Origin of the sequence: Acinetobacter sp. YH12105 (genome assembly GCF_013419095.1) — a bacterium.
Classification (GTDB): Bacteria; Pseudomonadota; Gammaproteobacteria; order Pseudomonadales; family Moraxellaceae; genus Acinetobacter; species Acinetobacter pseudolwoffii.
The window spans coordinates 48,946-73,594 of record NZ_VPAU01000005.1; the positions used below are offsets into that span (position 1 = coordinate 48,946).

21 protein-coding genes are annotated in these 24,649 nt (G+C 45.1%); 12 read left to right on the forward strand and 9 right to left on the reverse strand.

Annotated elements, in window-relative coordinates; translation table 11 throughout:
* The first annotated feature begins 45 nt into the window (after positions 1–45).
* The 3 genes from recD (at position 46) to pnp (ending at position 5,353) form a co-directional block, all read left to right on the forward strand.
* Positions 46–1,827: an exodeoxyribonuclease V subunit alpha gene (recD, locus tag FTU44_RS05710; protein WP_180049796.1), complete on the forward strand. Its 1,782-nt coding sequence runs from the start codon at positions 46–48 to the stop codon at positions 1,825–1,827.
* A 909-nt stretch (positions 1,828–2,736) separates the two neighbouring features.
* Positions 2,737–3,006 carry a 30S ribosomal protein S15 gene (gene rpsO, locus FTU44_RS05715; RefSeq protein WP_004637724.1) on the forward strand — a complete coding sequence of 90 codons (270 nt, stop codon included), beginning with the start codon at positions 2,737–2,739 and terminating at the stop codon, positions 3,004–3,006.
* A gap of 259 nt (positions 3,007–3,265) precedes the next feature.
* Positions 3,266–5,353: a polyribonucleotide nucleotidyltransferase gene (pnp, locus tag FTU44_RS05720; protein WP_171063368.1), complete on the forward strand. Its 2,088-nt coding sequence runs from the start codon at positions 3,266–3,268 to the stop codon at positions 5,351–5,353.
* A 197-nt stretch (positions 5,354–5,550) separates the two neighbouring features.
* On the opposite strand, the gene FTU44_RS05725 is transcribed toward pnp, so the two are convergent.
* The 6 genes from FTU44_RS05725 to FTU44_RS05750 form a co-directional block, all read right to left on the reverse strand.
* A complete protein-coding gene (locus tag FTU44_RS05725; protein WP_005095339.1) occupies positions 5,551–5,814 on the reverse strand; it encodes a YdcH family protein in 264 nt (87 codons plus the stop codon).
* 88 nt (positions 5,815–5,902) lie between these two features.
* Positions 5,903–6,235 (reverse strand): chaperone modulator CbpM, encoded by a 333-nt coding sequence (locus FTU44_RS05730; protein ID WP_005095341.1) that lies wholly within the window; start codon positions 6,233–6,235, stop codon positions 5,903–5,905.
* A 446-nt stretch (positions 6,236–6,681) separates the two neighbouring features.
* A complete protein-coding gene (locus FTU44_RS05735; RefSeq protein ID WP_005095344.1) occupies positions 6,682–7,143 on the reverse strand; it encodes a DUF2147 domain-containing protein in 462 nt (153 codons plus the stop codon).
* A 323-nt stretch (positions 7,144–7,466) separates the two neighbouring features.
* Positions 7,467–8,342, reverse strand: coding sequence for an Hsp33 family molecular chaperone HslO (locus tag FTU44_RS05740; protein ID WP_005095347.1), 876 nt, complete (start codon positions 8,340–8,342; stop codon positions 7,467–7,469).
* Between the two features lie 50 nt (positions 8,343–8,392).
* Entirely contained in the window at positions 8,393–10,246 is a 1,854-nt protein-coding gene (locus FTU44_RS05745; protein WP_100329312.1) for a cation:proton antiporter, read from the reverse strand.
* Between the two features lie 75 nt (positions 10,247–10,321).
* A complete protein-coding gene (locus tag FTU44_RS05750) occupies positions 10,322–12,544 on the reverse strand; it encodes a primosomal protein N' (RefSeq protein ID WP_180049798.1) in 2,223 nt (740 codons plus the stop codon).
* Positions 12,545–12,694: 150 nt separating this feature from the next.
* On the opposite strand from FTU44_RS05750, the gene gspF reads away from it, so the two are divergent.
* The 3 genes from gspF (at position 12,695) to FTU44_RS05765 (ending at position 15,034) form a co-directional block, all read left to right on the forward strand.
* Positions 12,695–13,900 (forward strand): type II secretion system inner membrane protein GspF, encoded by a 1,206-nt coding sequence (gene gspF / locus FTU44_RS05755; RefSeq protein WP_180049800.1) that lies wholly within the window; start codon positions 12,695–12,697, stop codon positions 13,898–13,900.
* Between the two features lie 79 nt (positions 13,901–13,979).
* Positions 13,980–14,414 carry a type II secretion system major pseudopilin GspG gene (gene gspG / locus FTU44_RS05760; protein ID WP_005095357.1) on the forward strand — a complete coding sequence of 145 codons (435 nt, stop codon included), beginning with the start codon at positions 13,980–13,982 and terminating at the stop codon, positions 14,412–14,414.
* Between the two features lie 284 nt (positions 14,415–14,698).
* Positions 14,699–15,034: a hypothetical protein gene (locus tag FTU44_RS05765; protein WP_005095358.1), complete on the forward strand. Its 336-nt coding sequence runs from the start codon at positions 14,699–14,701 to the stop codon at positions 15,032–15,034.
* Positions 15,035–15,187: 153 nt separating this feature from the next.
* Here the strand turns inward: FTU44_RS05765 and lnt are convergent, their stop codons facing one another.
* On the reverse strand, positions 15,188–16,747 hold the full coding sequence (lnt, locus tag FTU44_RS05770) for an apolipoprotein N-acyltransferase (protein WP_180049801.1): 1,560 nt from the start codon (positions 16,745–16,747) through the stop codon (positions 15,188–15,190).
* Positions 16,744–17,583, reverse strand: a complete 840-nt coding sequence (locus FTU44_RS05775; protein ID WP_005095361.1) for an HlyC/CorC family transporter — start codon at positions 17,581–17,583, stop codon at positions 16,744–16,746. The genes lnt and FTU44_RS05775 overlap by 4 nt, the downstream gene beginning before the upstream one ends.
* Before the next feature lie 202 nt (positions 17,584–17,785).
* Here FTU44_RS05775 and tusA point away from each other — a divergent pair, with 202 nt between their 5' ends.
* Positions 17,786–18,046 carry a sulfurtransferase TusA gene (tusA, locus tag FTU44_RS05780; RefSeq protein WP_180049803.1) on the forward strand — a complete coding sequence of 87 codons (261 nt, stop codon included), beginning with the start codon at positions 17,786–17,788 and terminating at the stop codon, positions 18,044–18,046.
* A 248-nt stretch (positions 18,047–18,294) separates the two neighbouring features.
* On the opposite strand, the gene FTU44_RS05785 is transcribed toward tusA, so the two are convergent.
* Positions 18,295–20,007, reverse strand: coding sequence for an electron transfer flavoprotein-ubiquinone oxidoreductase (locus tag FTU44_RS05785; protein WP_005095364.1), 1,713 nt, complete (start codon positions 20,005–20,007; stop codon positions 18,295–18,297).
* Positions 20,008–20,193: 186 nt separating this feature from the next.
* Between FTU44_RS05785 and FTU44_RS05790 the strand changes: the two genes are divergently transcribed.
* The 5 genes from FTU44_RS05790 (at position 20,194) to FTU44_RS05810 (ending at position 24,619) form a co-directional block, all read left to right on the forward strand.
* Positions 20,194–20,805, forward strand: a complete 612-nt coding sequence (locus FTU44_RS05790) for a DUF1285 domain-containing protein (protein WP_005095365.1) — start codon at positions 20,194–20,196, stop codon at positions 20,803–20,805.
* A 48-nt stretch (positions 20,806–20,853) separates the two neighbouring features.
* On the forward strand, positions 20,854–21,726 hold the full coding sequence (gene murI, locus FTU44_RS05795; protein WP_100355488.1) for a glutamate racemase: 873 nt from the start codon (positions 20,854–20,856) through the stop codon (positions 21,724–21,726).
* 118 nt (positions 21,727–21,844) lie between these two features.
* Positions 21,845–22,873 carry a DUF4062 domain-containing protein gene (locus tag FTU44_RS05800; protein ID WP_005095369.1) on the forward strand — a complete coding sequence of 343 codons (1,029 nt, stop codon included), beginning with the start codon at positions 21,845–21,847 and terminating at the stop codon, positions 22,871–22,873.
* Positions 22,874–22,938: 65 nt separating this feature from the next.
* On the forward strand, positions 22,939–23,952 hold the full coding sequence (gene hemH / locus FTU44_RS05805) for a ferrochelatase (RefSeq protein ID WP_005172935.1): 1,014 nt from the start codon (positions 22,939–22,941) through the stop codon (positions 23,950–23,952).
* A gap of 22 nt (positions 23,953–23,974) precedes the next feature.
* Positions 23,975–24,619, forward strand: coding sequence for an MBL fold metallo-hydrolase (locus FTU44_RS05810; RefSeq protein WP_100534671.1), 645 nt, complete (start codon positions 23,975–23,977; stop codon positions 24,617–24,619).
* Positions 24,620–24,649: the final 30 nt, after the last annotated feature.

Consider the following 24,649-nt stretch of genomic DNA (forward strand, 5'->3'; position numbering starts at 1 on the left):
GATTAAACAGAAAATTATCCTGTGGATAACTTTGAGGATAACTGTGTGGAAAATGAGCAGAATCACGTGTCGCAACAAAACGCCAGTTTGATGGCCTGGATTGACTATTTATGTCAGCCTCCATTTAGCTCGGCTACATTTGATCCGGCAGCAAAATTACTGATTCAGCAATTGCTTGAGGCGATGCAGGCCGGCGATAGCTGCATTGAAGCGCTTCCTCAACAAATGGCATTATTGCATAATCTGGTGCGTGATCATGCTCAGCAAGGCACGGGTATTGCCCCCTTGGTGTTTGACGATCAGCATTTATATCTGTACCGCTACTGGCAGCTGGAACAGGCAGTGGCAACGCATATAGCACGAATCAAGACCCAGTCTATTGTAGCCCTGGAGTTAACAGCACGTGACCGCAGCCTGCTCTCAGATCCACAGCAGCAAAAAGCCTTGCAAATGGTGGCAGAGCAAGCCTTCAGTATTATTACTGGCGGGCCGGGAACCGGTAAAACTTATACGCTGGCGCATATTATTGCAGTTTTATATGATACGCTGCCGAATATCCGGATTGCCATGGCCGCGCCGACCGGAAAGGCTGCGCAGCGGATGAAAGAAGCGCTGCAAAAAGCCTTACAGACTGAAGCTTTGCAGCAGTTTGAAATAGCTGCACTACAACAGTTACAACCTGTGACCCTGCATCGTTTATTGGGATTGGGCACGCGCGGACAGCCACGTTTTCATGCCAAACAGCCTTTGCCCTATGACGTAATTGTGGTCGATGAAGCCTCGATGCTGGATTTAAGTCTGTCACAGATGTTGCTGGCCGCTGTACCATCTCAGGCACGTCTGATTTTACTTGGCGATGCAGATCAGTTGGCTTCTGTGGATGTCGGTACCGTTCTGGCAGATCTGCAACAGGTTGCGACTTTGCAGGATAATCGGGTCAACTTAATCACCACACGACGTTTTAAAGCAGGGGCCAAGATTGGGGCAATGGCTGATTTTATTCAGCAGCAGCATGAAGCTGCCAGTGTCCTGCAAAAATTTGAGCAGCAGATTGTCACTGCCAGTGAATTACAAGCCATCGCCTTGGATCAGGTTGAGATTGACCAGATCCAGTTGCAATATTTAGCGCCTAGTGCTGAACAGACGGCCACTACATTGAATCAATATTATGACCAGTTGATGTATGGTTATCAGGCCTATACACAGGTTGTCAAAAATAAGCAAGGCTTAGATAATTTCGAGCAATATGTACAACAGGTGGTGAGATCATTTGATGATTACCGTATTTTAACTGCGATTCGTTCTGGTGATCTGGGCTTATTCAAAATCAATCTACAGATTGAACAACGCTTTTTAGCAGCTCAAGGTCAACTGAAGCAGGGTGACTGGTATGTCGGGCGGCCGGTCATGATGACCTATAACGATTATCAACTGGGTTTATCCAATGGTGATATTGGCATCTGTTTTTTACGTGAGCAGTCTGGTCAGTGCCAGTTTGAAGTCTATTTTCCGAGTCTGGAAAAATGGGTCTTAGCCACCCGTTTGCCAAAGAGTATAGAAACCGCTTTTGCACTGACCATTCACAAATCTCAAGGTTCAGAATTTGCACATACCGCAGTGGTGCTGGATCAATATGCGCAAAATCTATTAAGTAAAGAGTTGATTTATACTGCAATTACCCGTGCTAAAAAAGTGGTCAGTTTATTGGTAGATTGTGACGCTTTTACACAAGCCTTATGCGTACGAACCACACGTAAAAGTGGTTTAAGTCAAAAAATACTTGAACAATCTACTAGTTTATTGGCAAAAAATAATCAGATCTTGTAGGTAAAAGCTTACACGGATTCAAGAAATTGCCGCATAGAGCTTTTACTCAGTTTTTGAGAAGATTGGTCATACAAAATAACTCAACACGGAAAGTTGAGCATAATCGTATAATTATAAAAAGAATGTCAGTAGACAGCGAACTTACAGTGAGGTAAGTAAAAAGAGGAAACTTACAGCCGCTAAGCCTTGTAGTTTTGGGAGAGACTACAAGGCTTTTTTATATTTAATTAATTTATATTTCAAAATACTAGATATTTACCTTAATTCTAAAGTTGGATATTGTTGTGGAATGGCTGGATTTAAGCGAATTAGGTTAAATAAAGTGGTATTAATGTAATATTATGCAACTTTTAGGCTAGTTATTGTACGAAATAGCTTACAGCAAGATACGCTAAATGCCTCTACTTGTCTTTGTAGAATATGGCAAAATCTACCACACAAGGAAGGTGATTTTTCAACAGGATGTTTGAAAATAATAACAAGCGTAAAACGCTATAAAAAACACAATAAATAATAATGATAAGAGAAAGAACTACAGCGCCAAAAAGCCCGACTAAACTCGGGCTTTTTTTTATCCATTTTTTATCCATTTTTTATTCAGACAGACGACGGTACATTAAAACAATAGAAAAAGCGTTCTAACTGCTTAGGTCGATTTCTCTATTTAAGTGGTCTAGATGATCTCGCTTAAAACAGTACAGATCTTGAATAACTCAGGATCAATGGACAACAGCTTCGCTTTAAATAAATCACCGATTGAAAACATTCAAAAGTGCTGATCTATTTTTGCAATTTGGCGCATTTTCCCTTAAAATATGCAACTTGCTGTAGTGATGCACGGCAGTCAAGGTTTTGAATTCTCATTACATTGATTTTTATCAAAATATATAAGCATCTCGGAGAAATCGAATGGCTTTAACTAACGCAGATCGCGCAGAGATCATTGCTAAATTCGCACGCGCTGAAAACGACACTGGTTCACCAGAAGTTCAAGTAGCTCTTTTGACTGCTCAAATCAATGACTTACAAGGTCACTTCAAAGAGCACAAACACGACCACCATAGCCGTCGCGGTCTAATCCGTATGGTTAACCAACGTCGTAAGCTGCTTGACTACCTAAATGGTAAAGACCACGGTCGTTATGTAGCATTGATCGGTGCTTTAGGTTTACGTCGTTAATTCGATTTAAACTTTATTTTCGGGTTATTGCATGCTTTGTGCTTTATTGCTGAAAACTAAAGTCGGTTTAGCTTTTGGCTAGGCCAGTGGAAGGGGCGAATGTTTCGCTCCTTCTTTGTGTTTAAAAATAGTATTTAATCTGGTGAGGTCGGCTTCTAAGCTTTGTCATTTGTTCGTCTATATGGTCGTGAATGCCAAACCTTAGGGGTCTCCACTAGAATAATTGTTCACAAGAACTAGGAAAAAATAAAACATGTCGATGTTTAATATTATTCGTAAAGAATTCCAATTCGGTCAACACAACGTGATTCTTGAAACAGGTCGCGTTGCACGTCAAGCAAACACTGTTGTGATCACCATGGGCGGCGTACAGGTTCTTGTTGCTGTTGTAGCGCAACCTAAAGCAAAAGCCGGTCAAGACTTCTTCCCATTGACTGTTAACTACCAAGAAAAGCAATATGCTGCAGGCCGTATCCCGGGTGGTTATGGTAAGCGTGAAGGCCGTCAGTCTGAAGCTGAAACTTTAATTTCACGTCTGATCGACCGTCCAATTCGTCCATTGTTCCCAGAAGGTTACTTCAACGAAATTCAAGTGACTGCGACAGTAATTTCATCTGACAAAACCATGGATGCTGACATTGCTGCAATGCTGGGTACTTCTGCTGCATTGTCGATTGCAGGTACGCCTTTCCGTGGTCCAATCGGCGGCGCTCGCGTTGGTTTGATCAACGGTGAATACATCCTGAACCCGAACCACGAACAGTTAAAAGAGTCTGATCTTGATCTGGTTGTTGCAGGTACTGAAGCTGCAGTATTGATGGTTGAATCTGAAGCGAAAGAACTTTCAGAAGACCAAATGCTGGGCGCTGTATTGTTCGGTCATGACGAAATGCAAATCGCGATTCAAGCGATCAAAGAATTTGCTGCAGCAGCTGGCGCAGTGGAGTCAACTTGGGTTGCTCCAAGCAAAAATGAAGCGCTTCTTGGTCAATTAAAAGATGCATTCGAAGCGAAAATCTCTGAAGCCTACACAATTGCTGTGAAACAAGACCGTTATGCGGCGCTTGATGCACTTCACGCAGAAGCTGTTGCCCAATTCGTTCCTGAAGAAGATGAAACAGGTATTGCTGACGAAGTAAACGAACTCTTCGAAGATCTTAAATACCGCACGGTTCGTGACAACATCTTGTCTGGTAAGCCACGTATTGATGGTCGTGATACTAAAACTGTTCGTGCAATCGATGTACAAGTGGGCGTATTAGGTCGTGCTCATGGTTCTGCATTGTTCACACGTGGTGAAACTCAGGCATTGGTTACAACAACTTTGGGTAATACCCGTGATGCGTTGATGGTTGATACCCTTGCAGGTACTAAAACTGACAACTTCATGCTTCACTACAACTTCCCTGCATACTCTGTAGGCGAAACGGGTCGTGAATCTGGTCCTAAGCGTCGTGAAATCGGTCACGGTCGTCTAGCACGTCGTGGTGTTCAAGCAGTTCTTCCTGCAGCTGACCGCTTCCCGTACGTGATCCGTATCGTATCTGACATCACAGAATCGAACGGTTCATCTTCAATGGCTTCTGTATGTGGTGCTTCTCTATCACTTATGGATGCAGGTGTTCCACTTAAAGCACCAGTTGCGGGTATTGCAATGGGTCTAGTAAAAGAAGGCGAGCGTTTCGCAGTTCTTTCTGACATCCTGGGTGATGAAGATCATCTTGGCGACATGGACTTTAAAGTCGCAGGTTCTGCAAACGGTATTACTGCACTGCAAATGGACATCAAGATCGAAGGGATTACTGAAGAGATCATGGAGTCTGCATTGAACCAGGCTTATGCCGGTCGTATGCACATTCTTAATGAGATGAACCAAGTAATTTCACGCGCTCGTCCTGAAATTTCGATGCATGCACCAACCTTCCAGGTAATCAACATCAACCCGGACAAAATCCGTGATGTAATCGGTAAAGGCGGCGCGACGATTCGTGCGATTACTGAAGAAACGAAAGCTGCAATCGATATTGAAGATAACGGTACAGTTCGCGTATTCGGTGAAACTAAAGCGGCAGCAGCTGCTGCAGTTGCGAAGATTCAAGCATTAACTGCTGAGATCGAACCAGGTACAATTTACGTGGGTAAAGTGATTCGTATCGTTGAATTCGGTGCGTTCGTGAATATTCTTCCGGGTACTGATGGCTTACTTCATATCTCTCAAATCTCGAACGAACGCATTGCGAACGTTGCAGATGTATTGAAAGAAGGTCAAGAAGTGAAGGTACAGGTTGCAGACGTTGACAACCGTGGCCGTATCAAATTGACCATGAAAGACATCGAACAAGTTTAATCATCTGAATATTCCCATGAGTTAGCTCATGGGAATGAAATATCAAAAGCCCTGAGCTTGATCAAAGTGCTTACTTTGGCTGTTCAGGGCTTTTTTTATGCTTCGGAAAATCTCCGCACATCTGGCCAAAATGTTTGAATCGCCCACAGGCTGTCAACGATTGTCGCACGATCTGAGTCTGTATTAAGCAGTTGATCTTAGGTCAGGGGATCGGCTTCAGAACTTTTTAGCAGACGATAAATTTCATCTTTCAATTTTAGCTTTTTACGCTTGATCGCTTCAATATCATTGTTGATATGATTGACCGGGTCGAGTTCAAGCTGACTAATTTTCCTGTCCAGCTCATTATGTTCCTCAAACAATTTGGCAAAGTATGGATTTTCCTCGCGAAGTTGCACAATCAAGTCGCGGTATTCGGGAAACATGTATTTCATTTTTTTATTACAATCTTTGGTTTTCATAGCGCTTTTTATACTCTAATCATCAAATTAAAAATAAATATGCCCTGATCTGCAGCGAAAGATACAGATAGACAGAGCATCAAAGGACTTACTTAAAATGCAAATGTTTGACCTCGCGGCGTAACTCCTGCACTTCATCGATGAGGTCCAGCATCATCGCGACTGCGGTAAATGACGCATCAAAATCGCGTTGCAGGCGATAGGCGCGTTGTGCACGTGAAATATCCTCACCGAGGAAAGTGCTGGCTGGCGTGACAGGAGAACGATCGGGCAGAATTCCATGTTCAATCAATTGCATGACCCATTCCGGGCTTTGTCCGCATGCTTCTGCGAAGTGGATGAGGTCAAATGAGTGATCGTCCATAATTTCTGACGGGGTATAGTCCTGTGAAAAGCTTTCTTGGTACTGAATTGTAGTCATGGCTCTACTCCTTAAACAGCCAAGTGTGCAAAATTGAGAGAATGAAAAGGTGCTGAAGTAAAACGCTTTCTATTCTTCGGATATGCAGACTCAAATGATCACGAGAAAAAAATCGGTATGTTTCGGTATTCAATGCCTCAGGAACGCGCGAATAAGAGAAGGTGAAAGTGAACGCTGTTTTTATAGTTTTATGTTTTATTGACCGAGTGTGTTCAAACACTTTCCTGTGTTGAATATACGCTGCCCTATGAGGACGGCAAAGCAGACCTGATGACAGAATTGAACAAGGCTGAAGATTGATCATCATAAATGGATAAAAAATAACCGTCTTCGATCCATTATTATGACTTTAGCTGCGCCAAAACAGTTTTTATTTGTACCTTATTGTTTCAAATCATGACAAAGAAAAAGCCCCTGATACAGAGGCTTTGAAAATCTTTCTGAAATTAATGTTTTATCCAGGTTACACTGCGGCCAATTACTGAGACACCGACATAACCACGCAAGGTTAGACGTTTGCCATTGGCGCTTAGGCGTGCTTTGCCTTTGTAAATTTTGCCACTGATCGGATCAAGCACTTTGCCGTCATGGTATTCACGTGGCTTTTTCGGATCTGCTTTAAAATCCCAGATAAACGGCAGGCCTATAAACGGTTTGTCTTTGAGCTGACCTGGACATTTATGACAGATGCCCATTTTCTCTGCGCCAGGCAAGCTACGTGTTGCGACAATTATTCCTTCATAGCTACCATCCGCTTTCTTACGAACTTCTACATCCGCACGAGAATAGCCTGATTGATCATCAATGGTTTTCCATTTACCCACTAATGGATCTTCATAGGCAAAGGCCAAGCTAGAAACCGCAGCCAAACTTATCCCCATCACTAGAGTGTTCAATAATTTTTTCATAACATACCTGTTAAATTTGATACTGTATTCATTTTAGAATTATTACTCTAATTTATTTTAAAAGCATAATTAAATCAATACTATAAAATGTGATTGTATTCTCATAATTTTTTTAAAACGATGATTATTTGGTCTTTGTTAATGTGAATAGTCTTATAATTTAAATGGGATTTTGAGGTGGGGTTTATCTGAGGATCGGATTCAGTGAATAGGCAGGTTTTCTACTGGAGGTAAATATGCTCTGTTGAGCTTCGTCATGTAAATTTTAAAACATAAAAAAGCACTCCTGAGGAATGCTTTTTTAAACTCATGCTTAGCACCGTTTAGCTTAGATGTTCACCACATAGACCTAAGGCCTCTTCGGCTGTAAAGGTATATTGGCTATTACAGAACTGACAATCCATTTTGATCGGATTCTGGAATTCCAGTGTTTCACGTATTGATTCTACGCCAATCTGTTGTAAGGCCACTGCACAGCGCTCTTTAGAACAGGTACAGCCAAATTTCAAGGCTTCAGTTTCTGGCAAGCGCACTTCTTCTTCATTATATAAACGGTAAAGAATGTCAGTGGCTTGCAGGCCGATTAGTTCTTCAGTTTTCAAGGTTTCAGTGAGCATGGTCAGACGCGGCCATAAATCTTCATCAACACGGCGCTGTTCTTCTTCACTATTCCGTGGCAATAGCTGAATCAGTAAACCACCGGCGCGCTGATGGTCGCTTGCCAGTACAATGCGCGTTGGAATCTGTGCAGACAGGTCATAATACTGCATGAGGCAGCCAGCCAGATTTTCTTTGTCCAGCGGCACAATACCTTGATAACGCTCACCAAATTCTGGTTCGATATTGATAAACAGCACTGGAGAAACCAGTGACTTTAAGATGGTGCTGCTATCTTCACCCACCAGAAAGTGCGGATCTTCTTCATAGTCCGCCAAAGCGCGAACTTCACCCAAGTGGTTGCATTCAGCCATTGCCCATTTAAATGTGCCTGATGCCTGAATTTGCAGGCTGATACGCCCTTTAATCTTCAAGGTGCTGGCAAGCAGTGCAGTCGCAGTGAGCATTTCACCCAACAGAATCTTGACCGCAGGTGCATAGTCACGTTGCGCTAAAATGGTTTGTAAAGCTTCTTCAAGATGCACCACTTCACCACGAACAGGGCTATCTTCAATAAAAAAGCGTTGGCGTAAATCAGACATAAAATTCTCCATAACCCTGCTTTAATGGTGTCATTATTGTAAAACACAAGTTATGACAGATCATCTCTTAACGCATCAATTCCTGCGCCGTTTGTATCCTGTTGCGGCTGTGTATCTGTTTTTTGAACTTTGTTGCGTTGATCCTGCGCAAACAGATGTTCGAGTTCTGCCAAGCTACTGCGGTGATGTTCATAACTTGCGTGTTGATCCGAATCTAGATGGTATTGACTGTTGAGTAATTTTTCATCATGTGCGCGGAAGTATTCAATCTGTTGCTGACTTTCTTCCGGAGCAGTATTCAACTGGCTTAACAAAGCCTCACTCATTTCCAGTGCTGAAAAGTAGTTTTCACGCCAGATTTTTTCTACACCTAAATCCTGTAACAGATGCACATGATGACGATCACGTGCGCGTACCCATAAACAAGTTTCAGGATAATTCAGCCGGATATACCGCACGATCAGCATCGAATCTTCAATATCATCAATGGCAATAATCACTTGCTGGGCCATCGCAATTCCTGCATGTGCCAAAGTTTCTGGCTCTGTCGCATCGGCCTGATAGAAAGGAATTTGATACTGCGCAAGCAGTTCAGTGGCTGGCACATTGCTGTCCATGACACTAAATGCATGCTGTTGTTGCAGTAAAATCCGGGCAATAATTTGTCCAAAGCGGCCAAATCCAATCAGCAAAATAGGGGGGCTGGCTTGAGGACTGGAATCGGTTTCAAAGGTCGCAGCCAGATGATTGTTTTGATCCAGACGCGGTAAAACCTGACTGTGTAATAACCAGTAAAATGCCGGGCTAAGTAATAATGAGAAACTCACCATCCAGAGCAAGGGAGACAGCAGATTGGCTGCGATGATCTGGTCGGATACCGCAATCACCAGCGCCAGCAAGGCAAACTCGCCACCTTGTGCCAGGCTGGCTGCCAGCAAGCTACTGTTGCGCCAGCTATTTTGATGATAACGCGCCAATACCAAACTGATTGCAAACTTGACCAAGATCAAAGTGAAAGTGCCACCGAGAATGATCCAGAGGAAATTCAACAGATCAGATAGCTGTAATGACATGCCCAGACTGATAAAGGCTAGGCCCATCAATAAGCCCTGAAAAGGCCGAATGGTGCTTTCTACCGCGGGCCGGAAATCTGAATCTGCCAGTAAAATCCCGGCAAATAAAGCGCCAAGAAACAGATTCAGTCCAAGCGTATTCATCAAGAGCAGCAGTGCCAAAGTTACCGCAATCGCCACAATGGCATGCAGTTCGTGACTGCCACTTTTTGCAATCCAGCGATATAGTGGCTGCATCAGATAGCGATTACACAGGAACAAGCCGGTAAAAGTGGTGATCATTGCGGCAAAATAAGCCACTCCGTGTTCGGTCGAGGGAATTCCGCTAAATAAAGGAATGGCGGCAATCACAGGAATGGCCAGCAGGGCATGCAGCAGCAGGATTGAATAGGTCTGTTGACCATAGCTGGTGGCAAACTGTTCCTGATTGTGGAGTTGTTGAATCACCAAGGTCATGGCTGACAGACTGCCAGCAAGTCCAATCACAATACTGGCAAGCAGGCTTTGTTGTAGAAAAATCCAGGCCAGCAGGCTAAAAATCAAGGTACTCATTAGTACCTGCAAAGCAGCCGTCATCCACAGAGATTGACTGATCTGGGCGATGCGTTGTGGTCTGAGTTGCAGCCCGATCCAGAACAGCAGTGCCAGCAGGCTGACGTTCATGAAACTGTTCATCAGGTCTGGAGTCTGAATCAGATGCAAAACACCCGGACTTAAGATCAGTCCTGTTAACAGATAGCCCAGTACGCTTGGTAGTCTGAGCCTTTTACTCAGTGGCACTATTAACAGTGCGACCACCAAAACCAGTGTTATTTGTAACAGTATCGACATTTTCCTGTCCTAAATTTTATGCTTGATCCAGACGTTGATGCGTATGTCCCGGACATGGACTCAGATGCAATTCTCTTAGCTGAGTTCTTGCGGGTCAATGTCCAGTGTCAGCTTCATGCTGGAAGGTTTGTCCTGCAGCATATTCTGCCACCAGCTGCGCACATAGTAATGCAAACGTGGACGATCTGCTGACAAGAGCACCATATGCGACTGATAGCGCCCAGCCTTACGTTCCATCGGCGCAGGAATTGGCCCCCAGATGTCCAGCGCCAGATCAGGATATTGCCTGAGGAATGCCGCATGTTTCTGTAAGAATTCGGTGTTTTGTGCCTGATCCTTGGATTCGCAGCGAATCAGGATGGCATAACGATAAGGCGGCATCTGGGCAATTTGCCGTTCCTTTAAGGTCTGCTGGGCAAACACACGATAATTTTCATTGACCAAGGTATTCAGCAGGGCATGATCCGGTCTGAGCGTCTGCAAATAGACATCGCCTTTGTGTTCACCACGTCCAGCCCGGCCTGCGACCTGAACGATCAGTTGTGCGGTACGTTCGGTGGCACGGAAATCCACACTGAGCAGACCGGAATCAATATCCAGAATCGCCACCAGCGTCACATAAGGAAAATGATGCCCTTTGGCCAGCATCTGGGTGCCGAGCAGAATCGCGGGTTCACTTTTTTGAATCTTGTCATAGATTTTTTGCCAGCTACCCACCCGGCTGGTGGAATCGCGATCGACCCGAATCACTTCATGATCCGGAAAAAGTTCATTCAGATGTTCTTCGACCTTGCCAGTGCCCATACCCAGTGTGACCAGTTCCTGATGCTGACACTGCGGACAGTGCTCCGGCATCCGGTGAATGGTGCCACAGTGATGGCAATGCAGATGCTGATAAGGCTGGCGATGCACAGTAAAATTGGCATCGCAGTGCGGACATTGTGCCTGCCAGCCACAACTGCCACAAAGCAGGACGGGAGCATAGCCACGGCGGTTTAAAAAGATCAGTACCTGTTCTTTTTTCTCCAGACGCTTTTTGATGTCCTGAATCAATTGCAGACTGATGCCATGCTTTTTCTGTGCCACCTTTAAATCCAGAATATGGATTTTCGGCATTAAGGCTGTGCCGGCACGTTGATTCAGCTCCAGCACCTGCATTTTGTCATATTCAACCAGCGCATAACTGTCAATGCTTGGCGTCGCTGATCCCAGCAGCACTGGACATTGCTGTAAATGGCCGCGGTACAGCGCCACATCGCGGGCATGATAGCGGAAGCCTTCCTGCTGCTTAAAAGACAAATCATGTTCTTCATCCAGAATGATCAGACCTAAATTCGGTATGGGGGTATAGATGGCGGAACGTGTGCCGAGGATGATTGAAGCTTTGCCAGTTTCTGCTGCCTGCCAGGCTTGCAGACGTTTTGTATCATTTAGGCCTGAATGCAATAGCGCGATATGACACTGAAAACGCGACTGGAAACGGCTAATCGTTTGCGGGGTCAGACCAATTTCCGGCACCAGCACCAAAACCTGCTTGCCCTGTTTCAGCACCTGTTGCATGATTTGTAGATAGACTTCGGTTTTACCACTGCCGGTCAGACCATCCAGTAAAAAAGCCTGATATTGATTGCGATACTTTAATACCTGATCAATGGCATGTTTCTGTTCAGGATTAGCGGTTAGCGGCATTTGCGCCAATTGCATCGGCTGTGGACTGAAATCTTGTGGCTCCAGCACACAGGTACAAATCTCTTTTTTCTCCAGTGCTTTTAAGGTCGCAGTTTCAATTCCGGCCAAATTCAATACATTTTCAGTGGTGCCAACCGGATGCAGTTTTAAAATCCGGTAGGCTTCCTGCTGCTTTTCCGAACGGCGTATTTTAGCTTCAGCATCAGGGTTCAGAAGTTTCCAGGTGCGGGCCAGCAGGTTATAAGGCTTACCTTGGCGTAACAGCGTTGGCAGGGCACTGTGCACCACTTCACCCATCGGAAACTGATAATACTGTGCCGACCATGTCAACAAACTTAAAACTTTAGGGTCTATGATGGCACGTTCATCCAGCAATTCAGTGACGGGCTTGAGTTTAAAACGTGGGTCGACCGGAGTATCTGCGGAGAGCTTTTCGATAATCACCCCAACCAGATTCTGTCGTCCAAAAGATACCAATACGCGTGCGCCGACTTGGGCCTGCTCAAATTGTTCTGCATTCATGCTGTAATCAAAACAATCGAATACATGCACAGGTACAGCAACGCGTACGCGACAAAGTGGACTAGAATCGGTATGAGAATTTTGCATGTCTGGTGCTGGATATCCTGAAGAAATTTCGTCGTGCTTAAAGTTCGATTATGGTAGAGTGAGCAGATAATTTATATCAAAGAATATGAATGATTTCGGTGGTCTGACGCAACAGCGTTAAGCAAAATTTTGGAAAATTAGAGCATTACAATGCCTGCATATCAGTTTATTGCGCTTGATGCTTCAGGAAAGCAGCAAAAAGGCGTGCTGGAGGGGGATTCTGCACGTCAGATCCGGCAACAGTTAAGGGATAAAGCACTTATTCCGGTCTCTGTTGATCCTGTCGAGAAAAAAGACAAACATGATCGGCGGAAATGGTTTGAAAAAAGCATTACCGCTTATGATCTGGCCTTAATGACCCGGCAATTATCTGTACTGGTCGCTGCCGCGATTCCGCTGGAAGAAGCCATCCGCGCCGTTGGCAAGCAAAGCGAAAAAGTACATGTACAAAATCTGCTGATGTCGGTGCGTTCCAAGGTTCTGGAGGGGCATAGTCTGGCGCAGGGTCTGCAACAGTCCGGGCGGTTTCCAGAATTGTATATTGCCACCATTGCGGCCGGTGAGCGTTCCGGGCATCTGGATCTGATTCTGGATCAATTGGCTGACTATACCGAAAACCGTTTTGCCATGCAGAAAAAAATTCAAGGCGCGATGGTCTATCCAATTATTCTGATGCTGATGTCTTTTGCCATCGTGATGGGGCTGATGACTTATGTGGTGCCAGATATCGTCAAGACTTTTGATCAAAGCAAAGATGCCTTACCGTGGATTACGGTCACCTTGATGAAAGCCAGTGATTTTATTCGTATTGCGTGGCCATTTCTCTTGGTTGGCGGTTTCTTGGGCATCTCCCTGCTGATACGATTCTTGAGAACCACAGCCGGGCATTATGCCTTCGACCGTTTAACCCTGAAACTGCCTTTATTTGGAAAATTATCACGCGGGATTAATGCCGCACGTTTTGCTAGTACCTTGTCCATTTTGACCCAGTCAGGCGTGCCTTTGGTCGATGCCCTACGGATTGGCGCTGCAGTCAGTAATAACTGGGTGATTCGTGATGCGGTCAATCTGGCAGCGGAAAAAGTCACCGAAGGCGGCAACCTGGCAACCCAGCTGGAGCGCAGTGGTTATTTTCCGCCGATGATGGTACAAATGATCAAAAGTGGCGAAGCCTCGGGCGAACTGGATCGCATGCTGGAGCGTGCATCACAGATGCAGGATCGGGAAGTCACCACGCTGATTTCGACTTTACTGGCCTTATTGGAACCTTTAATGCTGGTGCTAATGGCCAGTATTGTTTTGGTCATTGTGATTGCGGTGATGCTGCCAATCGTCAATATGAATAATATGATTTAAACAGAATCAAGTTAAAATTCCTGTGGTATTAAAATTAAATTGAATGTTGTGAATGATGCAAATGAATGAGAGAGATTGAATGAAAAGGAATCAATTAAATAAACAGACGGGCTTTACCTTAATCGAAGTGATGGTGGTGATTGTGATTCTCGGTGTGCTTGCTGCACTGATTGTACCGAACGTGATGGGACGCGGTGAAAAGGCCAAAGTGGATACCACTGTGATCAAGTTACAGAGTATTGCTGGTTCACTGGACCAATATAAGCTGGACAATGGCAAATATCCAAGCATGCAGGAAGGTGGTCTGGATGCACTGGTGAATCAGCCAGCGACTGCGAAAAACTGGTTGCCGGGCGGCTATGTCAAGGGCGGCTATCCTAAAGACAGTTGGGATAATGATCTGCAATATGTGATGCCGGGCACAAATGGTCGTACTTTTGATCTGTATTCATTCGGTGCAGATGGTCAGTCGGGTGGTGAAGGCACCGATGCTGATATTTATTATCAGCCTTGATTGAGAATCAATATAAACTCTCAATAGATGGAATATATCACTTCACTTAATAGATGTTTTCAATACTAAGTGAAGTGATAATAACTCTTAATTATAAATTATAATCTAAGTTTTTGATATTTATTGTAATTAATTAATAATTTGTATATGCGAGTTATAATAAGAATTATTCCCATATTTATCTATTACAATTATCGTAAAATATGAATAAATATAGACTTTCTATTTACTCAAAAAGGCTCATAATGATCTGAACGGCACTTGACGAGCCAACGGAGAAGAATATGAAAGCATTAATCTTAGGGGATGAAATAAACCAATTTCATTGGTCGATGCTGAAATCTGTTCTTTTGGTTTTAAGCATGTTACCGATTAGTCAGGGCATTCTGCATTTATGGCAGACTACCGAGGGTAGCAGCCAGATTATGGTAGGTTTTTTTGCCATCAGTTTGATGAGTTCATTATTTGCATTGTGCTTCTGGTCGGCATTGAAAGCCTCGGTATTGCAATTAAAACAACGGCAGATGTCTGTATTCGAAAATATGATGGTGCAAACTTACCGCTATCTTCCAATGTTATCCCTCGCCAGTATGATTTCTTATCTAGCAGTTCAGTTCTAAAATTTGAAATATAAAAAACCGAGGCATTGACCTCGGTTTTTTATTGCCTTGAGTGTCCGTCCCTTTCGTAAAGGGAGCTTAGGAGAGATTGATAAGATGTTATATCTAGGAATTCACCTAAATCTCCCTTTGTAAAAGAGGGACTTGAAGAAATTATCTTCTCGACTTAAAACTGACATCCACTTTACGGGGACGGAAGCGCCAGCCCACCAGCAAGAGCAGAATCGAGAAGATCATCACCGGCCAATCACTCAGTTTCATATAAGGTGTTTCGCCTTGCATGGCTGGAAGTTCACCCCGCAGTACCGCTTCCTGATCCATCGGGGCTTTTTTCACAATATGGCCATTGTGGTCAATAAAGGCGGTCACGCCGGTATTGGTGGCACGGATAAACCATCGGCCATTTTCCTTAGCGCGCATTTGCACCATTTGTAGATGCTGCAAAGGTCCTGCCGTGCCGGTAAACCAGGCATCGTTCGAGACCGTAACTAAAAAGTCACTTTGACTGGCATTGCGGCGTGTCAGGTTTGGATAAGCAACCTCATAACAAATTGCGGAACCTAAAGGATGGTTTTTCACATTCAAGGGCTTTTGATTGTCCGCCCCACGGGTAAAGCCGCTCATAGAGGGATCATTCTGTAGACCTGGCAATACCCAGCTTAACCAGCCTGACAGCGGAATATATTCACCAAAGGGCACCAGGCGCTGCTTTTTATACAAACCCTCCGACTCATCACCCGTGGCCATAATGCTGTTGTAATATTTCGGATAACCCGCAGCTTGTGATTCTGGTAAGTCCCAATACGGAATGCCGGTGACCCATGCAGTACCGGATTTTTCAGCCTGTACTTTCATCGCTTCGAGAAAAGCTTCAATATCGGTCTGGAACATCGGAATCGAGGACTCTGGCCAGACAATCAGGTCACGGCCCCATTCGGTCTTGCTCAGATTGGCATAAATCAATAAAGTTTTTACCTGATATTCAGTCAGCCATTTCAGATCTTGCGGAATATTGCCCTGAATCAGAGAAACCGTAAGCGGCTTTTCATTCTTTGGTTGCACAAAACTCAATTGAGCCGCGCCCCAGGCACTGAATAGTAAAATTGCAGCAGGAACCGCCCAGAACAGACGTCGGTTCAGAATTTCGACCAGTGCACAGGCCAGAATAATCACGACAAAAGATACTCCAAACACCCCAAACAGAGGTGCATAGGCATCTAGGTAGCGTTCGGTAAAGGCATAGCCGGCAAACAACCACGGGAAACCGGTAAAGACCCAGGTTTTAGACCATTCAAACAGAACCCAAAGCGGGGCAAAGGTCAAAGGGGTTTCCGGGAAAAAGCGGCGATAGACAAAGGTTTGAACGGCGCTAAACAGGCCCATCACTAGTGCCATGATCAAGATCATTACAACACTGAGAAATGCACTAGTATCGCCGTAGACATGAATAGAGGTATACAGCCAGAATGCGCCCACAAACCATAGGCCAATTCCATAGGCCCAGCCAATTCCAAAGGCCTGTTTGGCACTACGTCCACGCAGGCAGGCATAGAGCAGTGCCGGAGACAGGATGGCCAGCCACCAGTAATGATAGGGAGCCAATGCCAAACTGAAGATAGCACCTGCAAATAAGGCAATTAAAACAGGATAGATCAGCGGCAACGGTTTTTGCTGTTGATCAGAACTCAACAGCTTGTCGAAATACGCTCTCATTGGCGCACGGCTCGAATTAGGTGAATAGAGCGTGAATCTGCTTCAAGAATGGTAAATTGCCAGTTTTCCAGTTCAATGGTCTGGCCTTCAAGATCGTTCACCAGACCAATTTCCTGTAATAACAAGCCACCCATGGTTTCCACTTCATCGTCAGAAAAATTCGCATCCAGCATATTATTGAAATGCTCAATCGGGGTCAGAGCTTGTACTATCCAGGTATTGGCGGTGTTTGGATCGTTATCCGGAACAATGAACTGCGCCTCTTCATCGGCATTGTCATGTTCATCTTCAATTTCACCAACAATTTCTTCCAGAATATCTTCCAGCGTGACCAGACCCGAGGTGGTGCCGTATTCATCAATCACCACGGCAATATGGGTCTGGGTGTTTTTCAGCATCCGCAGCACCTGATCGGAACGGGCGCTCTCTGGCACAAATAAGGGTTGACGCATCAGTGCGCGAATATCGACTTTGGAGGTTGGTTCGGTCAGAAAAGGCAATAAATCCTTGGCCAATAGAATGCCGACCACATTATCGGTTTGATCGGAGGAAAAGACCGGAAAACGCGAATGCGCAGATTCGACCAACACATGCAGGATATCCAGCAGTTGGTCATCTTCCTGTAAGCTGATCATCGACGTGCGAGGCGTCATGACTTCGCGAATTTTGGTTGCCGGAAGGTCAAGTACACCTTCAAGCATGGCAACAGTATCGGGTTCTAAAAATCGACGTGAATCTTGTACTAATTTTAGCAGTTCGTCGCGAGTTTCGGGTGCAGTTCCCAGCCATTTACGTAAGCCGCGCATACCCCACGACGGGCCTGATTCCTCGTGCATGATTTTTCCTGAAGACTCTTAATATCTAAAAAAACGTGGTTTTATCATACCGCAGAAAATACGCTTGTCTATTGTAAATATGATGTGCAGGCATGATCGTATCAGTCAGGGCTGCGTTTAGTCGTGTGTACTTTGGCAAAGCCGCAATGCCCGAGCGGGATTATGCTAAAATATTTTCAGTCTTCCACTCTTGAGTCTATCGATGTCCCCAACTGAAATTATCCCAAGCCTGCAATTAAATACCCGAGGTTTACGTTGTCCTGAGCCAGTCATGATGTTGCATCAGGCCATTCGTAAATCTAAAGCCGGTGATGTGGTTGAGGTGTTTGCTACCGATAATTCAACCTCTTGGGATATTCCAAAATTTTGCATACACTTGGGACATGAATTGCTGTTGCAGGAAGAGCGACTGGATGAAAACGGCAATAAAGAATTTCATTATCTGGTGAAAAAGGGCGGTTAAATTGGCCGAAATTTTTTTGAAATTTATGATCTGATAAGAGTTCTTATTCGATTTTAAAAATAATATTATCGTCATTCTCCAGAAAATAAACCCGCTCGAAAGCGGGTTTATTTTGTTCTCATGAGAGCTTAAATATTCGGATATGAGAACTTGCGGAATATATTCCTCATTCGCAAGATTACCCTAACATTACATGTTAGGGTATGAACTCGCGCAAGGACTAGCCGAATTACATATTCGGATACTAATTACATGTTAGGGTAATTAGGACCACCGCCACCTTCTGGTGTTACCCAGGTGATGTTCTGAGACGGATCTTTAATGTCACAGGTCTTGCAGTGCACACAGTTGGCTGCATTGATCTGGAAACGTTTTGAACCATCATTATTTTCCATGATTTCATAGACACCCGCCGGGCAGTAACGCTGCGCCGGTTCATCCCATTTAGGCAGGTTTACTTCAACCGGAATAGAGGCATCAGTCAGCTTTAAATGCGCAGGCTGGTTTTCTTCATGCACGGTATTCGAGACAAATACAGAAGATAAACGGTCAAAAGTCAGCTTGCCATCCGGTTTTGGATAGTTTGGCTTGAAGCTTTCAGCGGCTTGGGTTTTCAGTGCAGCATGGTCTTGCACCAGATCATGCAGGGTAAATGGTACTTTGAACACGTTCTGGTCGATAAAGTTAAATGCACCACCCATCCATTGACCGAACTTGTGCATCGCCGGGCCAAAGTTACGTGAATTGTATAACTCTTCTTTGAGCCAGCTGTTGTTGAACTTGTCGGTATAAGCGGTGAGTTCCTTAACAAAGAAATCGTCACCCTCAACCACACGTGCAATCGCCAGATCACCGCCTTTTTCCACACCAGCCGCAATCGCTTCAAATACCGCTTCACCGCAGAGCATGCCGGATTTCATTGCGGTATGTGAGCCTTTGATTTTGGCAAAGTTCAGGAAGCCGGCATCATCACCAATGAGTGAGCCACCCGGGAAAGTGAACTTCGGTAACGAGTTAAAGCCACCTTTGGTCACGGCACGGGCGCCATAAGAAATACGCTTGCCGCCTTCTAAATACTGCTTGATTAAAGGATGGGTTTTCCAGCGCTGCATTTCCATGAATGGATACATATGCGGGTTGGTGTAGGACAGATCCACGATCATACCCAAAGTCACCTGATTGTTTTCAGCGTGATACAGCCACCAGCCGCCTGAAGAACCGGTTTCATTCAATGGCCAGCCGGCGCCGTGCATCACCAGACCCGGTTTGTGCTTGGCAGGATCAATCTCCCAGAGTTCTTTAATGCCGATCCCGTAATGCTGTGGATCTGCATCTTTGGCCAGATTGAACTGTTCAATCAGACGTTTACCGAGGTGACCACGACAGCCTTCAGCAAAAATCGTATATTTGGCATGCAGTTCATAACCCGGAGTAAAGTTATGCGTCGGTTCGCCATCTTTACCAATGCCCATGTCACCGGTCTGGATGCCTTTTACCGTACCATCTGCATGATACAGAATGTCTGAGGCGGCAAAGCCCGGGAAGATTGAAACTTCCAGTTCTTCTGCTTTTTGGCCTAACCAGCGCACCACATTGCCGAGCGAGATGACGTAGTTGCCATCATTGTGCATGGTTTTTGGCACCATCCAGTGTGGTGCTTCTTGTGATTTTTCATCTGAAAGCAGGAAGAAGGTTTTATCTTCAGTCACCGGCACATTGAGCGGCGCACCTTGTTCTTTCCAGTCCGGGAACAATTCATTGATGGCACGCGGTTCTAGCACAGCACCAGACAGAATATGTGCGCCAACTTCGGAGCCTTTTTCTACGACACAAACGGACAAATCATTTAAGTTGTTTTCAATTGCAAGTTGACGGATTTTGATCGCAGCAGATAGACCCGCAGGGCCTGCGCCGACGATGACGACGTCAAACTCCATCGATTCACGTTCGATGTGTTCCATGTAGGACTCCTCATATTACTATTCGGTGGCAACCATAATCGGATGATTGGGTGCTGCCATAAGTGTTCTTGGTTCCTAGACACAAAAATACTGGTGTCTTTGATAATCTGGGCTAGTATAGTTTTAAACCGAGTTTTAGCCAATTGGCTGAAACATATTATTTTTCCGTCATTAAGGTCTTCTTTTATGGATAAGCCAGTACCCAGCAAACATCTGACGAAAAAAGTAACTTCTCCTGATGATAAAAATTTAATGGATATCGCGCAATACTTAAAAGATGCACAGGGCGGTCACAAAAGGTCAATTCCCCCTTTGGAGCAATGGCAGCCAAAGCATTGTGGCACAATGGATCTGAAGGTTTTGGCCAATGGAGAATGGTGGCACGAAGGTCAATTGATCAAACGCCAAGCCATGATTGACCTGTTTGCAACCGTCCTTTGGAAAGAGCAGGGAAAATTCTACCTAAAAACACCGGTAGAAATGATTGAAATTGAAGTGGAAGATGAACCTTTATTGGTCAATCAGGTCGATCAGGTCGAGATTAATGGACTGAGCTATTTGCAACTGGGCACCACAACCCAAGACCTGATTATTGTGGATGCTGAACATCCGATCTTTATGCGTGAATATAAAGATGAGTTGCGACCTTATGTGCATGTACGTTTTGGAATCAATGCCCTGATCCAGCGTGCCGCATTTTTGCATCTGGTCGAGATGGGAGAGCTTGATGAAAATCCGGCAGGTGAAGCCGTTTTAAGTTTGAAAAGTGGCGATTTAGACTTGCATTTGAGCACCTGAGGTTTAAGCTTGGTCGCTAGAGTTTTTGACACCGCAATTCAGACCGTTATGAGCGCCATTCAACCCATTTCTCCGCTATTAGACCCGATGCCCAACGCAACAGCAGATGCGCCGATTGGTATTTTTGACTCGGGCGTAGGCGGCTTGTCGGTGGCTCTGGAAATTGCCCGCCATCTGCCGAATGAACGCTTTGTCTATTATGCCGATACTGCACATGTGCCTTATGGCCCGAGAGATGATCAGGAAATCCGTAGCCTGACTGCTCAGGCGATTGAATGGCTGTATCGTCAGGGCTGTAAAGTGGCAGTCGTGGCTTGTAATACGGCCTCTGCCTTTAGTCTGGATTATTTGCGTGACTATTATGGCGAGAACTTTCCAATTATCGGTTTGGTGCCAGCACTTAAACCTGCAGTCTTGAATACCCGGTCGAAAACAGTTGCGGTCTTGGCAACACCGGCCACTTTTCGCGGGCAACTGATTAAAGATGTGATCTCCCGTTTTGCCGAACCGGCTCAGGTTAAAGTCCTGCCTGTGACCAGTCTGGAACTGGTACCTTTTGTTGAGGCTGGAGAGCAGATGAGTGAAGCCTGTTTACAGACATTAATAGAGATTTTACAACCAGTTGTGGATCAAGGCGCTGATTATTTAGTACTGGGATGTACGCATTACCCCTTCCTAAAAGCGTCAATTCAGTATATTTTTGGTCAAAAGCTGACATTAATTGACTCAGGATTCGCAGTTGCGAGACAAACGGCCCGAATTTTAATTAAAAATGAGTTATTATTTGAGCATGAGCGTAAAGAAAGCGTGAAAATTGAATTGGTGGTGAGTGGGCAGAATGCTGAACAGCTCCGGCCGGTTTTGCAGCACCTGATTCCTGCCGGTTTAAAATGGCAGATCAGTAATATGAGTGCAGTTTAAAACTCATTTTTATAATTTTAAAAGAACGATATTTTTTCATTTTGGGGTGGTCATATTGTGTCAAAATGCATGAATTCATGCATTTTTTATGCAAATGTACAGGAGAAGAGGATAGCCCATGCTGGATAAACGATACCAAGTGTTCATCTCAACCTCTGGGGCAGAAATGCAGCCGGAACGTATCATTTTGTCTCAAACATTAGTGGGTATGGGGTTCTTCTCTTGGGGACTGGAACAGCGTACGCCGCTGAATACTGCTTTTTCACGCCGCCAGATTGATGATTGTGACTATGTAGTGATTTTGCTAGGCAGTCAGTATGGGGAACAGTCTGTCTCGGGTGTCGGTTATATGCACCTCGAATACATCTATGCAGTGACCAAGCAAAAACCGATTATTGTGTTTATGCATGACGATCCGGCATCACGTGAAAGCTCATTACATGATACCAAGCCGGAATTGCGGGAAAAGTTTAAGGAATTCCGTCAATTACTGCAGCAGGAAGTAGACCAGGTCTTTACTTATCGCAGCTTGCGCGATCTGGAAATGGCAGTACGTTTTAATATGCCGCAAATGCTGGAGCGTTATCCGGTGACCGGATGGGTGCGTCCGCAAAATACCCAGGCGCTGCATGACGAGATTGATCAGCTCAAGGCTAAAGTGAGCCAACTGGAGCGTGATGGTGGAACGGCGGAAATAGATCCGTTCCTGAGCCTGCCTAAAGTATCCATGCATGAAGTCTTTTCTTTTGAATACCGGATGCAGGCTTATCAGGATGGAAACTTTAAGGAAATTAAAGTTCAGAAGAAGCTGACTTGGGCGCAATTATTGGCCCTGCTGGGCTCTACCTTTGTCAATCCGACACCGGAAGAGTTTTTCTCCAAGCGGATGAATGAATATTTAAATGAAAACGGTCTGGAAGATGCACGGGCAGAAATGCCACGTGCACATGCCGTGGCTCGTGCCCAGATGAATATTCGTGCCTTGCATAGCTTGAAAATTCAGATGCGCCAGAATGACTGGATTGTGCCATCAGGTCGGGATGACCGCCAGCGCATGCTCTGGCAGATTACGCCGAAAGCTCAAAAATTACTGGACAGCAGTTTGCTGGATTTAGATCGTACTTTTCAATCTAAGTCAGTGTATTAATCCATATAGAGAATCAATCAAAAACTGTTAAAGTACAGGGGTTGATACCATGACGGATAAACTGAATGTCTTCTCCTGCTAAAGCTAAAGTGACGATTATATTGGCCAACTTGGGTACGCCAGATGCGCCCACGATTCCAGCAGTACGCCGTTTCCTGAAGCAGTTTTTGTCTGATCAGCGGGTGATTGAAATTCCGAAACCCATTTGGCAAATAATCCTGCGTTTATTCATTTTGCCATTTCGGCCTAAGCGGGTTTCACAGGCCTATGCACAGGTCTGGGGAGAGGATTCACCGATGCGTGAAATCCTGTTGCAGCAGGTCAATACAGTCAAAACCCATTTGACCCAGCTCTATCCGCAGTTTGAGTTGAATGTGGTGCCAGCAATGACTTATGGCAATCCGAATATTCAGCAGGTTTTGGCCAGAGTGTCTGAACAGCCGCAGGACCATGTGATCTTATTTCCACTATTTCCCCAATATTCTGCTACTTCGACTGCACCTCTCTATGATGCCCTGGCAAAATGGGTGGTGAAGCAACGCAATTTGCCTGGTTTGAGCATCATTCGGGATTATTATCAACATCCTTTATTTATTCAGGCTCTGGCGCAAAGCGTGCGTGACTATCAGGCAGTGCATGGTCAGCCGGAAAAACTGTTAATGTCTTTTCATGGTATTCCGCAGCCTTATGCCGACAAAGGCGATCCTTATGCCGATCGTTGTCGTATTACCGGACAACTGGTTGCACAGGCGTTAGGGCTGAGTGCAGAGCAATATGCGATTAGCTTTCAGTCACGCTTTGGCAAACAGGAATGGATTAAGCCCTATACCGATGTTTTGCTGGAAGACTGGGCCAAACAGGGGGTGAAATCCGTGCAGGTGATGAGCCCGGCATTCTCGGCTGACTGTCTGGAAACGCTTGAGGAACTGGCCATAGAAAATGCCGAAACTTTTAAATCTCTGGGGGGAGGCAGTTATCGTTATATTCCTGCTTTAAATAGCCGTGAAGATCATTTGCGATTGCTGAACAGTTTGCTACAGGCTAATCTGGATGCATTGACACAAACGCTTGCTCATTAATTTTTCCGAGGTTTTTTGCCCTATGTTACAAGTCAAAATTGTTCCGGTTACTGCCTTTCAGCAAAACTGTTCGATCATTTGGGATACGGACACGAAAGAAGCCATTTTGATTGATGCAGGGGGCGAAGCTGAAAAACTCAAAACTGAGGTCGAAGCTCTGGGCTTAACCGTAAAAGCTTTGTGGCTGACCCATGGACATCTGGATCATGCAGGTGCAGTAGGCGCCTTGAAAAAAGCCTGGAATGTACCAGTAATTGGGCCACATAAGGAAGATGCTTTCTGGCTGGACATGATTCAGGAGGTTTCAGCACGTTATGGTTTTCCGATTCCAGAAAAAGTTGAAGTGACACAATGGCTGGAAGGGGGGGAAATACTGAAGCTCGGTGATGAAGAATTTGAAGTGCGTTTCGCGCCAGGGCATACCCCGGGCCATGTGATGTTTTATAATAGCAATCATGCCCTGTTATGGACGGGCGATGTGCTGTTTAAAGGCTCGATTGGCCGTACGGATTTCCCGCGTGGCGATCATCAGCAGCTCTTGGATTCAATTCAGCGTGAATGTTTTAGCCTGCCGGATGAAACCCAGTTTATTTCAGGACATGGACCGATCAGCACCATTGGTTTTGAAAAGCAGCATAATCCCTTTGTTGCAGGCAAAGCGGGTTAAATATCGACGTGAATCAAAGACCAAGTATCC

Coding starts and splice junctions, on each gene's coding strand:
- FTU44_RS05790 (WP_005095365.1), top strand. CDS start 20,194: ATGGATAAGCCAGTACCCAGCAAACATCTGACGAAAAAAGTAACTTCT.
- rpsO (WP_004637724.1), top strand. CDS start 2,737: ATGGCTTTAACTAACGCAGATCGCGCAGAGATCATTGCTAAATTCGCA.
- FTU44_RS05800 (WP_005095369.1), top strand. CDS start 21,845: ATGCTGGATAAACGATACCAAGTGTTCATCTCAACCTCTGGGGCAGAA.
- tusA (WP_180049803.1), top strand. CDS start 17,786: ATGTCCCCAACTGAAATTATCCCAAGCCTGCAATTAAATACCCGAGGT.
- pnp (WP_171063368.1), top strand. CDS start 3,266: ATGTTTAATATTATTCGTAAAGAATTCCAATTCGGTCAACACAACGTG.
- FTU44_RS05750 (WP_180049798.1), bottom strand. CDS start 12,544: ATGCAAAATTCTCATACCGATTCTAGTCCACTTTGTCGCGTACGCGTT.
- FTU44_RS05725 (WP_005095339.1), bottom strand. CDS start 5,814: ATGAAAACCAAAGATTGTAATAAAAAAATGAAATACATGTTTCCCGAA.
- murI (WP_100355488.1), top strand. CDS start 20,854: ATGAGCGCCATTCAACCCATTTCTCCGCTATTAGACCCGATGCCCAAC.
- FTU44_RS05785 (WP_005095364.1), bottom strand. CDS start 20,007: ATGGAACACATCGAACGTGAATCGATGGAGTTTGACGTCGTCATCGTC.
- FTU44_RS05765 (WP_005095358.1), top strand. CDS start 14,699: ATGAAAGCATTAATCTTAGGGGATGAAATAAACCAATTTCATTGGTCG.
- FTU44_RS05740 (WP_005095347.1), bottom strand. CDS start 8,342: ATGTCTGATTTACGCCAACGCTTTTTTATTGAAGATAGCCCTGTTCGT.
- FTU44_RS05745 (WP_100329312.1), bottom strand. CDS start 10,246: ATGTCGATACTGTTACAAATAACACTGGTTTTGGTGGTCGCACTGTTA.
- FTU44_RS05730 (WP_005095341.1), bottom strand. CDS start 6,235: ATGACTACAATTCAGTACCAAGAAAGCTTTTCACAGGACTATACCCCG.
- hemH (WP_005172935.1), top strand. CDS start 22,939: ATGTCTTCTCCTGCTAAAGCTAAAGTGACGATTATATTGGCCAACTTG.
- FTU44_RS05775 (WP_005095361.1), bottom strand. CDS start 17,583: ATGCACGAGGAATCAGGCCCGTCGTGGGGTATGCGCGGCTTACGTAAA.
- FTU44_RS05735 (WP_005095344.1), bottom strand. CDS start 7,143: ATGAAAAAATTATTGAACACTCTAGTGATGGGGATAAGTTTGGCTGCG.
- FTU44_RS05810 (WP_100534671.1), top strand. CDS start 23,975: ATGTTACAAGTCAAAATTGTTCCGGTTACTGCCTTTCAGCAAAACTGT.
- gspG (WP_005095357.1), top strand. CDS start 13,980: ATGAAAAGGAATCAATTAAATAAACAGACGGGCTTTACCTTAATCGAA.
- gspF (WP_180049800.1), top strand. CDS start 12,695: ATGCCTGCATATCAGTTTATTGCGCTTGATGCTTCAGGAAAGCAGCAA.
- lnt (WP_180049801.1), bottom strand. CDS start 16,747: ATGAGAGCGTATTTCGACAAGCTGTTGAGTTCTGATCAACAGCAAAAA.